Here is a 13,019-nt window from a genome sequence, read left to right as displayed (position 1 = left end):
CCGGCGCCTGTTCTGCGCCGATCCCGCGGCTCGAACCGCGGTGTGCCACGGGTGGGCCACGAGTCACAGCAGCGCATCGGATCACCGGATCCGGTCGTCTCCGACCTGCACCACGTATGCGAACAGCTCACCAAGCCCGAGGATGGCCCGAGGATATGACAGCCCAGACCACCGACCAGACCAGCGCCGACGAGACCAGTGCGAACCACACCGAACGACCGTCCGCCGGTCGTCCCGCGCGTGCCGGCCAGCGCCGACAGGTCGGGCGGAAGAAGGGCGAGGGACAGTGGGCCCTCGGCTACCGCGAGCCACTCAACGCCAACGAGCAGTCCAAGAAGGACGACAATCCGCTGCACGTGCGGGACCGGATCATCAACATCTACGCCAAGCGCGGCTTCGACAGCATCGATCCGGGAGACCTGCGCGGCCGTTTCCGCTGGTTCGGCCTCTACACCCAGCGCCGGCCCGGGATCGACGGCGGCAAGACGGCGACCCTGGAGCCGGAGGAGCTCGACGACCGCTACTTCATGCTGCGGATCCGGATCGACGGCGGGGCACTGAGCACGCAGCAGCTGAAGGTGATCGCCGGGATCTCGACCGATTTCGCCCGCGGCACCGCAGACCTCACCGACCGGCAGAACATCCAGCTGCACTGGATCCGGATCGAGGACGTCCCCGAGATCTGGGAGCGACTCGAAACGGTCGGTCTGGACACCGTCGAGGCCTGCGGAGACTCGCCCCGGGTGATCCTCGGATCGCCGGTGGCCGGTATCGCCGCCGACGAGATCATCAACGGCGACCCGGCGATCCGCGAGATCAACCAGCGATTCATCGGCAGCCCGGAATTCTCCAACCTGCCGCGCAAGTTCAAGACGGCGATCAGCGGGCATCCCAGCCAGGATGTGGTGCCGCAGATCAACGACATCTCCTTCGTCGGAGTCCGGCACCCCGAGCACGGCCCGGGATTCGACCTGTGGGTCGGCGGCGGGCTGTCGACCAACCCGATGTTCGCGGTTCGCCTGGGCGCCTGGGTGCCGCTGGAGGAGGTGGCCGACGTCTGGGCCGGGGTGATCGCCATCTTCCGCGACTACGGCTACCGCCGGCTGCGGCACCGGGCCCGGATCAAGTTCCTGGTCGCCGACTGGGGTCCGGAGAAGTTCCGCCAGGTCCTGGAGGACGAGTACCTGCACCGCCCGCTCATCGATGGTCCAGAACCTGAGACGCCCGTCTCACCCGGTGATCACATCGGTGTCCATCAGCAAAAGGACGGTCGCTACTTCGTCGGCTTCACCGCCATCGCCGGACGGGTCAGCGGCGAGGTGCTGGCCAAGGTCGCCGAAACCGTCGAGGCGCACGGCTCCTGCCGGGTGCGGACCACTCCGATGCAGAAGCTTCTCGTCCTCGACGTCACCGAATCCGAGGTGGGCGGGCTGATCGCCGATCTCGCGGGCCTGGGTCTGTCCGCGGAGACCGGCGCCTGGCGGCGTTCGGTGATGGCCTGCACCGGGATCGAATTCTGCAAGCTGGCCATCGTCGAGACCAAGGCGCGGGCCAAGAATCTGGTCGAGGAGTTGGAGCGCCGTCTCGGCGACCTGGACTCCCCGATCACCGTCAACCTCAACGGCTGCCCCAACTCCTGCGCCCGGATCCAGGTCGCCGACATCGGTCTGAAGGGCCAGCTGGTCGCCGGGCCCGGCGGTGGTCAGGTCCCGGGTTTCCAGGTGCATCTGGGCGGCGGCCTCGGCTTGGACGCGGGCTTCGGTCGCAAGCTCCGGGGCCACAAGGTCACCGCCGAGGAGCTTCCGGACTACGTCGAACGGGTCGCCAAGGCCTACCTCGCTGACCGGCAGCAGGGCGAGCGCTTCGCCCAATGGGTCGCCCGGGCCGATGAGGCGGTCCTGCTGTGACCCAATCGTCGGCGACCGGCCCCCACAGCGGCACCGAGACCGGCAGTGCCGGGCGGCAGCCGATCGCGTACTGCCCCTATTGCAGCGAGGAAACGCTCTTCCCGCGCGAGGCTGGCGGTTGGGAGTGCCGCAGTTGCCTGCGAGCCTTCTCCGTCAGCTTCCTCGGGCTGGTCAACCCGGACGGCGTCAACGCAGGAAGCGGTGAGGTGCGATGACGATCTGCGAAACCCGACCCGGAGTCGGCCGGGCCAGCACGCTGGACGAGGACGGCCTGCGCGGGCTCGCCGACCGGGCCGGCCGTGAGCTCGAGGGCGCGCCGGCCGAGGAGATCATGGCCTGGGCGTTCGAGCAGTTCGGGCACCGCCTCGCCGTGACCGCGTCGATGGCCGACACCGCGATGATCCACCTGGCCGAGCGCACCGCACCCGGCCTGGACGTCATCTTCCTGGACACCGGCTATCACTTCGTGGAGACCATCGGCACCCGCGACGCGGTCGAGCAGATCTACGACGTCCACGTCGTCAACGTGACCCCGGAGCTCACCGTCGTCGAGCAGGACGCCATCTACGGCAAGGATCTCTTCTCTCGCGATCCCGACCTGTGCTGCAAGATGCGCAAGGTCGAGCCACTCGGCCGGGCCCTTGCACCGTACGCCGCCTGGGCCACCGGGATCCGCCGCAGCCAGAGCGCCCGGCGGGCCGGGACGAAAGTCGTCACGTGGGACAATTCGAAGAAGATGATCAAGATCGCACCGATCGCCGACTGGTCTGATGACGACCTGGCGGCCTATGTCGAGACCAACGCACTCATCAGCAATCCGCTGCTGGCCGACGGCTACCCGTCGATCGGCTGCGAGCCCTGCACCAGCCGCCCGGCGGCCGGATCCGACGCCCGAAGCGGGCGCTGGGCCGGCACCGGCAAGACCGAATGCGGAATCCAGCTGTGAACCCAGAACCGATCCTGTCCACCGGGCTGTCCCGGCCGTCCAATCCGATCGCGGACACGGTCTCGGGAGCCACGTTGTGGTTCACCGGCCTGCCGTCGTCAGGCAAGTCGACCATCGCCCACGCACTCGCCGACAAGCTGCGGGCCAACGGTTTGGACGTCCACGTGCTGGACGGTGACGATGTCCGGCCGTATCTGTCGCAAGGACTGGGATTCAGCCGCGAGGACCGCAACACCAACGTCACTAGGATCGGCTTCGTCGCCCGGCTGCTGGCCAGCCACGGTGTTGTCGTCCTGGTGCCGGTGATCGCGCCGTATGCCCAGGCCCGGGATGCGGTCCGCAAGGACCACGCCGAGCACAACGTCCCGTACGCCGAGATCTTCGTCTCGACCGCGCTCGAGGTGACCGAACAGCGCGACGTCAAGGGGCTGTACGCCAAGGCCCGCCGCGGGGAGATCAGCGGGATGACCGGGATCGACGACCCGTACGAGAAACCCACCACCGCCGAGCTGGTGATCGACACCGCAGCGGTTCCACTGGACGACTCCGTGGCCCAGACCCTGGCGTTGACCGCCGAACTGCTGGGCGGCCCGACCGCCGCACAGGACCCGGCATGAGCACCGCACGAAAGGACGCACGATGACTGCACCGTCTCTCATCCTCCTCGGCCAGGGCGGCCGCGACCCGCGGGTGGCCCAGATCTGCCAGACCCTGTGCGGCCAGGTCCGCGAGCTCCGTCCCGGCCTCGACGTGCAGGTGGCCTTCACCGACAACCCGCCGACCGCGCTGCAGATGATCAACAAGCTGGTCGAGCACGGCGTCACCGAGGTGGTGCTGACCCCGCTGAGTCTGTCCGACGCCTTCAGCAGCAGCGAGGACCTGGCTCAGCTGCTGACCGCGATCCGGGCGGCACATCCCGGCCTCCAGGTGGTCGCCTCCCAGCCGGTCGGACCGGACCCCCGGCTGCTGGGCGTGGTCGACCGCCGGCTGCGCGACGAGCTGCGCCGGCGCCGTGTCGATGATCTTGACGGCCTGGTCTTCCTGGCCGATGGTCACCACGATCCGCGCAGCCACGCGATCATCGCCCGACGGGCCCGGTTGTGGTCGACCCATCACAAGCTGCCGACCGTGATCGCCTTCGGCGGTGATCATGGTCCGTCCGCAGCCGAGGCCGTACGATCCCTGCTGGCACAAGGCAGACGGCACGTCGCGGTGGGCAGCTGGTATCTCGGCCCGACCGACGATTTCCGTGAGCAGGCCCAGCTCGCCGCCGAGGCGGGCGCGCTGGCGGTGTCCGCGCCGCTGGGCGCCGAACCGGAGCTGGTCGAGTCGATCATCAGCCGCTACGTGGTGTCCGCGATGGACCTTGTTGATCTTGAGCCGCTGCTCACCGAGCAACAGCCGGTACGCCATCTGACGGCGGTCAGCGCCTGATCGATCGCTCCCGGACCGCCACGGCCGGGTAGGGTCACCGGGTGTCGATCTATCGCCAGCTGACCACGGGCGGCCGCGACGGCGTCCTCGCCGAATCGGAGTTGGCCGACCGGTACGCCCACCCCGACCCCGGCGACCGGGCCTGGGTGCGGACGAATTTCGTCAGCACCCTGGACGGCGCCGTCCAGGGCCGTGACGGTCGGTCCGCAACGATCAACACCGCCAGTGACCGGGCTGTCTTCGCCCAGCTGCGCACCCACGCCGACGTCGTGCTCGTCGGTGCCGGGACCGCCCGGGCCGAGCAGTATCGGGCCGTCGATCTGCAGGACGCCCAACGCGAGCAGCGGGCGCGGCTCGGACTGTCGCCGTACCCAACCCTGGCGATCGTCTCGGCCAGCGGCAACCTGCCTGCGCGGCTGGTGCCGGACGAGGAATGCGGCCCGGTGCTCGTGCTGACCAGCCGGAGGTCCCGGGCCGGACGCCCCGACTTCTGCGAGGGCGTCGAGGTGGTCGAATTCGACGACCCGGACCAGGTGCCGGTGGAGCTGGTGATCGCCGAACTGGCCCGTCGAGGGCTGCGGCGGGTGCTGTGCGAGGGCGGACCGCACCTCAATGCCCAGCTGCACCAGGCCGGGCTGGTCGACGACCTCTGCCTGACCCTGTCGCCGCTGGTGATCGCCGGTGCGGCACATCGGACGACCGTCGGCCCCCGGATCGACGAGGACCGGTTCCGGCTCGAGCATGCGATCCTGGCCGACGACAACGCACTCCTGCTCCGCTATCTGCGGACCTGACCGCGCCCCGGAGGTTCCGGGGTGATCAACCTTCCCTGGCAGGCTCCTCGGTCAGGATCTCCTCGGCCGACAGCTCGCCGGCCGTGTAGCCCGGCAGCTTGGACGCGGGGAAGATCGCCAGCAACGAGAGCGCGCCGACGATCAGGAACGAGGCCCGCAGAGTCCGCAGACCTGCCTGCTGGTTGATCGCCAGCACCTGGTCGATCTGCTGCGGCGTCGCCGAGTGCGCGCCGAGTTCCCGGCGCAGTTCGCTGCCGGTGACGAAGTCGACCTCCCTGCCGGCCCCTGGCAGGTGCAGGGCCTGCGGCAGGTCCGAACTGCTGTAGCCGACGGCCAGGAACACTCCCAGCAGGCCGACCGCCACCACACTCGAGAAGGCTGCTCCCAGCGCATTGGAGACATTGTTCACCACGCCACGCAGCGCGCCGATATCGCCGGCGAGGTGCTTCGGCGATGCGGATACCAGCACATTGAAGAGCAGGGTGAGCAGTGTCCCTTCGCCGACGCCGACCAGCAGCAGGCCGAGGATGACCGAAAATGTGCTCCAGGCGCTGCCGACGGTGAAGGCGACCACCACCAGGCCGACGGCGATCAGGATGAAGGAGGCGACTCCGAGACGGCGCGGCGGAAAACGTCCGTACAGCCGGACCGACACAACGCCGGATCCGGCGACGGCAGCCGCGTACGGCAGGATCGCGACGGCGGAAGCCAACGGCGTCCGGCCCTGGGTGAACTGCACGTAGAGCGGGATCAGGAAACCGACCGCGAGACTGAGACTGCCGGCGACCAGGAAGGCGATCACCGCGCTCCGCTCCTCCCGGCTGTCCATCACCTCCGCCGACAGCAGCGGCTGCCGGCCCGCGCCGACCCGCCGGCTGGACCAGGCGAGGAACGCCTGGCCGAGGACCACACCCAGGGCGACCATGATCGGCGCCGGCGACACTCCCAGCACCGAGAACGGCGCCGCGTCCCGGGCAGCCAGCAGTCCCCAGGTCTGCAGGTTGTTGAAGCCGTACAGGATGAATGCGATCGCGGCGGCCGACAGCAGCACCCCGACCAGGTCGATCCTGATGCCCGGTTGCCGGCGGACCGGCGCCAGCCGCAGACTCAGCACCACAACGACGACACCGAGCAGCCCGATCAGCCAGTACGAGTAACGCCAGCTGAACGCCGTCGCCAGGAAACCGGCCAGGACGAAGGCGATCGCACTCCCCGCTGCGGGCATCCCCGCCAGCACCCCGAGTGCCGTCGCCTGTTGCCGGCCGTGATAATTCGCGGTGATCAACACCACCAGGGTCGGGACGAACGCGGCTGCGGAGAGACCGGCGATGATCTGCGCGAGATTCATCATGGCCACGTCGGTGCTGATCGCCATCAGCACCATCGACGCCAGGTGCACCACCGCACTCACTCGGAAGACCAGCCGCTCACCGGCGATCTTGCCGATCTTCGCGCCGACCATGACGAATGCGGCAACGCACAGCGAATACAACAGCAGCGCAGTGGCCGCGGCGGTCGCCGGCGCGTGCAGGTCGGCGGAGATCGGGCCAAGGGACACCGGGAGCGCGCTGACGTTGAGGACCATCTGCAGCTGCGCGAGCACGATGATGATCAATCCGAACCAGGGACGACGGGCAGTGCTGGCGTCTACGCCGGCCGAAGCGCCGGAGAGCTGGTGTGCCGAGGTCATGCGAGGCGGTTGCCGGATTCGTCCCAGTGGGCGGCGACCTTCTTGCTGGGCTGGACCCGCGGCGGCTCGCCCGGCATCTTCGGGTAGTCCGGCGGGAAGTTCAGCTCACTGCCGGGCAGCGTCTCCCACAGCTGCAGCAGCGGCTCCAGGTCGTAGGCCTGGTCGACCATATCGGCCCACGGATCACCGTCGGCGAGATAGTCCGGGATCGTGGTCAGGTTGAAGTCGCGTGGATCGGTGACCTCGGCCAGCTGCTGCCAGGTCATCGGCGTGCTGACGGGCCCACCGGGCCGGGCCCGCAGGCTCCAGGCGCTGGCGATCGTACGGTCCCGGTTGTTCTGGTTGAAATCGATGAAGATCCGCTCGCCGCGCTCCTCCTTCCACCAGGCCGTGGTGACGCCGTCGTCACGCCGCTCCAGTTCCCGACCGAAGCCGATCGCGGCATGCCGCAGGTCCTCGAAGCTGAATGAAGGCCGGATCCTGACGTAGATATGGATGCCGCGATTGCCGCTGGTCTTCGGATAGCCCTTCAGCCCGAGTTCGACCAGCAGCTCGCGGGCCAGGTCGGCGACCCGCTGGGCGTCGGCGAATCCAGTGCCCGGCTGCGGATCGAGATCGATCCGCAGTTCGTCGGGATGGTCGACGTCCGGACGGCGTACCGGCCAGGGATGGAAGGTCAACGCGCCCATCTGCGCGGCCCAGACCAGTGCGGCCGGCTCGGACGGGCACAGCTCGTCGGCGGTCCGGCCACTGGGAAACGTGACGTTGACGGTCTCGACGAAGTCCGGCGCCCCCCTGGGGAGCCGCTTCTGGTAGAAGCCGTCACCCTCCCGGTCCTGCGGGCCGGTGGCCAGCCGCATGCCCTGCCGCCAGCCATCCGGCCAGCGTTCCATCGCCGTCGGCCGGTCTCCGATCGCCGTCATCAGCGCCTCGCCGACGGTCGCGAAGAATTGGCACACCTGAAGTTTGCTGAGCTGCGGCGTGCGGTCCGTGGCCTCGTAAATCACCCGGTCCGGACTCGAGACGCGGACCTCACGATCACCGGCGACCACGACGGCGGCGGGAGTCTTGGCCATGACCCTAGGCTAGTGTCAACCGCAGGGCCGCCGCTGGAACGAACCCGCGGGCGATTGTGTTGAACGCCGTGGACGTATCAAGCGTCCGCGAAGGAGGAATCATCATGACCACCGAGCAGAACACCAATCCGGCTGTTCATCAGGCTGGGAGCCCTGCCGCCAGTGTCGGCAAGACCGTCAAGTCCGAAGAGGAATGGCGCAAGCTGCTCAGCCCGGCCGAATTCCGGGTGCTGCGGCAGGCCGGCACCGAACGGCCGTTCACCGGTGAATACACCGACACCAAGATCGAGGGCGTCTACCGATGCCGGGCCTGCGGTACCGAGCTCTTCCGCAGTGACGAGAAATTCGAGAGCCACTGCGGGTGGCCGTCGTTCTTCGCACCGCTGGCCGAGGACCGGGTGCGCTACATCACCGACGATTCGTTGGGGATGCGGCGGGTCGAGGTCCGCTGCGGCGCCTGCGATTCGCACCTCGGACACGTGTTCGAGGGTGAGGGCTACCCCACCCCGACCGACCTGCGCTACTGCATCAACTCGATCAGCCTGACGCTGGAACCGGCCGAGAAGGCCTGACACAAGAAACGGCCCGACAGCAACAACCGGCCTGACAACAACAACCGGCGCCCGGGATCGGCGATGACGACCGAGGTCGCTGCCCCGTCCGCCGATTCCCGCGCCGGGAGTTCGGTCGGTGTCCGCGTCGCTGACCGGCAGCAGGCCGTCCGGACTACCGGGCGATGGCGACTGCTGCGGCCGGTGTTGATCTTCCACCTGGTCGCTCGGGCGCTGAATGTGGCCGGCCTGCTGGTCGCTTCGGCGATCAGCGGCCGGTCCTTCTCTGATGTGGTGACCCGCTGGGACGGTCAGTGGTATTACAAGGTCGCTGTGCTGGGCTACCAATCGCCGTTGCCGACCCGTCCCGACGGGAGCTATCAGTCGAGCACGGCGGCCTTCTTCCCGCTCTATCCCCTGCTGGTCAACGGTTTGCGGTCGGTGGGCCTGCTCTACTGGCAGGCTGCGCTGGTGATCAACCTGGTCGCCGCAACAGCTGCGGTGTTGATCATCGTGCTGGTCGGCTTACAATATCTCGACCGCCGCTCCGCCCAGCTGCTGGGCTGCCTGTGGACGGCCTTCCCGGTCTCGGTCGTGTTGAACACCACCTACACCGAGGCGGTGTTCACCGCCTTCGCGGCAGCGGCGTTGCTGTTCGCGCTTCGCCGGCAGTGGCTGTTGGCCGGTCTGCTGGCAGCGTTGGCCGGAGCCGTACGCTCACCCGGGATCGTCGTCGCAGGAGCGGTGGCACTGGCCGGGCTGGAGGCGATCGTCCGACGCCGCGAGTGGCGCGGCCTGATCGCTGTTCTCCTTGCCCCGCTAGGATTCCTGGCCTCGATCGGCTACATCGGGCTGCGGACCGGCACCCTGGACGCCTGGCGGCTGACCGAACGCGACGGCTGGCACACGACGCTCAGCTACGGTGCGGACTGGGTGGACTATCTGAGGCAATCCCCTGCCACCGTCCACGGCCGGCTGCACCTGATCCTGGCGATCTTCGCCGTCGGGCTGATGGCCTCGGCGATCGTCGCGATCGCACTGCGGCCGCCGTTGCCGATCATCGGCCTGATCGCTGCCGGCACCGTCATGGCCTTCGCCTACGGCGGCGTGGTCACCAATGCCGCGCCCCGGGTGATGATGTCGTTCTTCCCGGCGCTGGCACCGATCGCGATCCTGATGGTGCGTTGGCCGGCCGTCGTCAGGTGGCTGCTGCTCGGTCTCGGGGCAGTTGTGGCAGCCGTGATCGGCGGCTACTACTTCGCGTTCTCGCCGATCCCGGTCTGATCAGTCAGCGCCGACTCACCAGGTGGCGACGATCTCGGCGAGCTCACGCCGGCGGCCGGTGAAGAACGGGGTCTCCTCCCGGGTGTGCCGACGGGCGTCGGCCTTGCGCAGCTCGCGCATCAGGTCGACGATCCGGTAGAGCTCGTCGGCCTCGAAGGCAAGGATCCACTCGTAATCGCCGAGCGCGAAGGACGAGACCGTGTTGGCGCGGACGTCGGGATAGCCGCGGGCCATCATGCCGTGTTCGGCGAGCATCCGGCGACGCTCCTCCTCCGGCAGCAGGTACCACTCGTAGGACCGGACGAACGGATAGACACAGACGTACGGCTTCGGATCCTCACCGGACATGAAGGCCGGCACATGGCCCTTGTTGAATTCGGCGGGCCGGTGCAGTGCCGCCTCGGACCAGCGGGACTCCAGCTGACTGCCCAACGCCGACCGGCGGAAGGCGTGATAGGCCGCCTGCAGGACTTCGATCGACGGAGCATGCCACCACACCAGCAGATCCGCATCAGCCCGCAGGGCCGCGACGTCGTACCAGCCGCGGATCTCCAGGTCCTCGCCATCGGCGGCCTTCTCGATGTCGGCCAGCGCGTCGGCCGCGAGCCGCTGCGGATCACCCTCCGGCCGTGTGGGGCGGCGGAACACCGACCACATCGTGTAGCGGATAGTGTCGTTGATCTCTCGCGCTTTCACGCGGGGCCGGTCGCCGCCTGTCTCAGTCGGTTCAGTCACGCGTCCATTCTGCGCCCCGACGATCAGCGGCCACGAATCGGATCAGGTCAGCCGAGCAGTGACTCGACGGCACGGTGGGCCGTGGCGATACACGGCGGCACGCCGACCCCGTCCAGATAGGCGCCGGCGACCGTCACCCTCGGCAGCGCGTCGACGGCGGCACCCAGCTGCGCCATCGACCGTCGGTGATCAACGAGATACTGCGGCAGGCCACCGCCCCAGCGCTGCACCGAGGAGACCAGCAAGCGGGCGTGCTCCCAGCCAGGGACCCGACGCGCCTCGGCGATCGTCCGGTCGATCAGCTGTCGATCATCGACCTGCAGCAGCTGCTCCTCGCCCAGTCGGCCGACACTGGCCCGCGCGACGGCGACACCGTCTCCGTACACGGCCGCAGCCCGATCGGCGATCCAGGCCCACTTGTTCGACGAGTAGGTGAACGCCTTGATCGTTGGCAGCTCGCCCGGCGGCACCAGCAGGCCGGAACCGTCCAGCGCGGCATCGGCGACCACGAAGGTGACCACCGCCATCGACGCCGAGGGAATCCCTTCCAGGATTGAGGATGCCTTTGATGACAGCCCGGAGATCAGCCGGGCGGTCGGGGCGGCCGGGGTGGCCAGCAGCACCCGGTCGGCGATGATCGTCACGGGAGCGGGAACCGGACCGGTGATCACCTCGTACGACCCGGAGGCAGTCCGGGTGAGCTCGCGGACCGTCGTGCCGGTCCGGAGCTCCACGCCGCGCCGTCCAAGATCATCGGCGAGCGCGCTGATCATGGTGTTGATGCCGCCGACGAGGCCGGCGAACACCGGCGGCGCCGAACCGGTCGCGGCATCGTTGCGGCGGCCGGCTGCGGCAGCGACCCGTTGCGCCGACTGCAGCAGCGATCCGCCGTCACGGGCGGCGGCGTACAAGGTCGGATGCACGGCCTGGAAGGACAACCGGCGCGACTGCCCGGCATAGACGCCGCCGAGCATTGGTTCCAGGACCCGGTCGGTGACCTCGTCACCGAACCGCTGCGCGACATACTCGCCAATGCCGACGTCGCCGGCCAGTGGCGGCGCGGGAAGCTCGACCTCGGCCTGGGCCCGGGCCAGACCTTCGGCGCTCAGGTAGCCTTCCAGCGCGTCAAGATCAACAGGGACGCCGAGGTTGGTGGGCGGCAGTGCGCGTACGGCTCCGCCCAGGTAGGCCTGCGCGCGGGCCTTGGTCGGATGGGTCAGTTGATCATCGAGACCGAGCTCGCTGATCAACGCCGTCCCCTCAGGCCTGCGGGCCAGCATCGACTCGGCGCCGACATCGACCACGAACCCTGAGCCTGTCGCAGGGCTACCAAGATCAAGACCACGCAGCTTGCCGCCGAGGCGTGGTGACGACTCGCAGACGATGATCGTCTCCTGCGGAGCCAGCTGCGCCAGCCGGTGCGCGGCCGACAGCCCTGTGACGCCGCCGCCGATGATCACCGTCGTCGTCATCGGGTGACCTCGGACCGCAGCGCCGGGCCCTCGGCGTGCACAAGATCAACGATCTTGGCCAGCACATCTGGGTCGGTCGTCGGCGGCACACCGTGACCGAGATTGAAGATGTGGCCCGGCGCCTGGGCACCGGATCTGATCACCGAGCGGACCCGATCGGCGACCACCGGCCAGGGTGCACCGAGCAGTGCCGGGTCCAGATTGCCCTGGACGGCGTGGTCCGGGCCGATCCGACGGCTGGCTTCGGCCAGCGGGATCCGCCAGTCCACGCCGACCACGTCCGCTCCGGCGTCCGCCATCGCCGGCAGCAGCTCGCCAGTCCCCACCCCGAAGTGGATGGTCGGCACCCCGAGCTCCCGCGCCCGGGCCAGCACCCGCGCTGAATGCTCGGCGACGGATACGCGGTAGTCGGCCAGCGACAGGCTGCCGACCCAGGAGTCGAAGAGCTGCACGATCCGGGCGCCGGCCCCGATCTGCACGGCGAGGAAGTCCGCGGCGATGTCGGCGAGCCGCTCGCACAGGTCGTGCCACAGCGCCGGGTCGCCGACCATCAGGGCCTTGGTCCTGGCGTAGTCCTTGCTCGGGCCGCCTTCGACCAGATAGCTGGCCAGCGTGAACGGCGCACCCGCGAAACCGATCAGCGGGGTGGTCCCGAGCTCGGCGACCAGCAGCCGTACGGCCTCTGCGACGTGTTCGACCGAGGCCGGATCGAGCGGCCGCAGCCGATCCAGGCCGGCCCGGTCGCGGATCGGCTCGTCGATCACCGGACCGACGCCGGGCTTGATGTCCAACCCGATGCCGGCGGCCTGCAGCGGCGCCATGATGTCGCTGTAGAGCACCGCACCGTCGACGCCGTAGCGGCGGACCGGCTGCAGGGTGATCTCGGTGACCAGCTCCGGCCGAGCACAGGTCTCGAGCATCCCCAGTCCGGCCCGGACCTTGTGATACTCGGGCAGCGACCGCCCCGCCTGACGCATGAACCAGACCGGGAGCCGGTTCCCCTCTGCCGCATCCGACTGTCGGCGCCGGGCGGCGGCGAGCAGAGCTGGTTCTCCGGTCTGTGGAGCGGGTACGGCGGGGTCGGTCTGGGGTGCGGGCACGGACTGAATCTTTTCACGCGCGGCGCGTCG

Annotated in this window: 13 protein-coding genes; 8 read left to right on the top strand and 5 right to left on the bottom strand. The window is 68.9% G+C overall.

Translation table 11 applies throughout. From position 1 onward, the window contains the following. Positions 1-155: 155 nt before the first annotated feature. Genes IEY07_RS03830 through IEY07_RS03805 form a run of 6 tightly spaced genes read left to right on the top strand, consistent with a single transcriptional unit; the run spans position 156 to position 5,081 of the window. Positions 156-1,907 carry a nitrite/sulfite reductase gene (locus IEY07_RS03830; RefSeq protein WP_188893879.1) on the top strand — a complete coding sequence of 584 codons (1,752 nt, stop codon included), beginning with the start codon at positions 156-158 and terminating at the stop codon, positions 1,905-1,907. Beyond that, positions 1,904-2,122 (top strand): hypothetical protein, encoded by a 219-nt coding sequence (locus IEY07_RS03825; RefSeq protein ID WP_229669687.1) that lies wholly within the window; start codon positions 1,904-1,906, stop codon positions 2,120-2,122. Before IEY07_RS03830 ends, IEY07_RS03825 begins: the two co-directional genes overlap by 4 nt. Continuing rightward, positions 2,119-2,853: a phosphoadenylyl-sulfate reductase gene (locus IEY07_RS03820; RefSeq protein WP_188893878.1), complete on the top strand. Its 735-nt coding sequence runs from the start codon at positions 2,119-2,121 to the stop codon at positions 2,851-2,853. The genes IEY07_RS03825 and IEY07_RS03820 overlap by 4 nt, the downstream gene beginning before the upstream one ends. Then, positions 2,850-3,470, top strand: coding sequence for an adenylyl-sulfate kinase (gene cysC / locus IEY07_RS03815; RefSeq protein WP_229669686.1), 621 nt, complete (start codon positions 2,850-2,852; stop codon positions 3,468-3,470). The genes IEY07_RS03820 and cysC overlap by 4 nt, the downstream gene beginning before the upstream one ends. Before the next feature lie 22 nt (positions 3,471-3,492). Beyond that, positions 3,493-4,287, top strand: coding sequence for a sirohydrochlorin chelatase (locus tag IEY07_RS03810; protein WP_188893876.1), 795 nt, complete (start codon positions 3,493-3,495; stop codon positions 4,285-4,287). A gap of 41 nt (positions 4,288-4,328) precedes the next feature. After that, the gene (locus IEY07_RS03805; protein WP_188893875.1) at positions 4,329-5,081 is read left to right on the top strand and encodes a pyrimidine reductase family protein; all 753 of its coding nucleotides are present in this window, start codon (positions 4,329-4,331) and stop codon (positions 5,079-5,081) included. A gap of 25 nt (positions 5,082-5,106) precedes the next feature. Here the strand turns inward: IEY07_RS03805 and IEY07_RS03800 are convergent, their stop codons facing one another. Next, positions 5,107-6,771 (bottom strand): MFS transporter, encoded by a 1,665-nt coding sequence (locus IEY07_RS03800; RefSeq protein ID WP_188893874.1) that lies wholly within the window; start codon positions 6,769-6,771, stop codon positions 5,107-5,109. Further along, positions 6,768-7,847 (bottom strand): DNA polymerase domain-containing protein, encoded by a 1,080-nt coding sequence (locus IEY07_RS03795; protein WP_188893873.1) that lies wholly within the window; start codon positions 7,845-7,847, stop codon positions 6,768-6,770. Before IEY07_RS03795 ends, IEY07_RS03800 begins: the two co-directional genes overlap by 4 nt. Before the next feature lie 104 nt (positions 7,848-7,951). Between IEY07_RS03795 and msrB the strand changes: the two genes are divergently transcribed. Both msrB and IEY07_RS03785 read left to right on the top strand, forming a co-directional pair. Continuing rightward, positions 7,952-8,419 carry a peptide-methionine (R)-S-oxide reductase MsrB gene (msrB, locus tag IEY07_RS03790; protein ID WP_188893872.1) on the top strand — a complete coding sequence of 156 codons (468 nt, stop codon included), beginning with the start codon at positions 7,952-7,954 and terminating at the stop codon, positions 8,417-8,419. 63 nt (positions 8,420-8,482) lie between these two features. Further along, a complete protein-coding gene (locus IEY07_RS03785; protein WP_188893871.1) occupies positions 8,483-9,682 on the top strand; it encodes a putative hexosyltransferase in 1,200 nt (399 codons plus the stop codon). 15 nt (positions 9,683-9,697) lie between these two features. On the opposite strand, the gene hemQ is transcribed toward IEY07_RS03785, so the two are convergent. The 3 genes from hemQ to hemE are packed head-to-tail and all read right to left on the bottom strand — an operon-like array spanning position 9,698 to position 12,989. Continuing rightward, positions 9,698-10,417 (bottom strand): hydrogen peroxide-dependent heme synthase, encoded by a 720-nt coding sequence (hemQ, locus tag IEY07_RS03780; protein ID WP_373288801.1) that lies wholly within the window; start codon positions 10,415-10,417, stop codon positions 9,698-9,700. A 47-nt stretch (positions 10,418-10,464) separates the two neighbouring features. Beyond that, the gene (gene hemG, locus IEY07_RS03775; protein WP_188893870.1) at positions 10,465-11,889 is read right to left on the bottom strand and encodes a protoporphyrinogen oxidase; all 1,425 of its coding nucleotides are present in this window, start codon (positions 11,887-11,889) and stop codon (positions 10,465-10,467) included. Further along, positions 11,886-12,989: a uroporphyrinogen decarboxylase gene (gene hemE / locus IEY07_RS03770; protein WP_229669685.1), complete on the bottom strand. Its 1,104-nt coding sequence runs from the start codon at positions 12,987-12,989 to the stop codon at positions 11,886-11,888. The genes hemG and hemE overlap by 4 nt, the downstream gene beginning before the upstream one ends. Positions 12,990-13,019: the final 30 nt, after the last annotated feature.

Origin of the sequence: Microlunatus endophyticus (assembly GCF_014646195.1) — a bacterium.
GTDB lineage: Bacteria > Actinomycetota > Actinomycetes > Propionibacteriales > Propionibacteriaceae > Microlunatus > Microlunatus endophyticus.
Note: the sequence above shows the minus strand (reverse complement) of the source record. Positions and strands in the feature narration are given on the sequence as shown.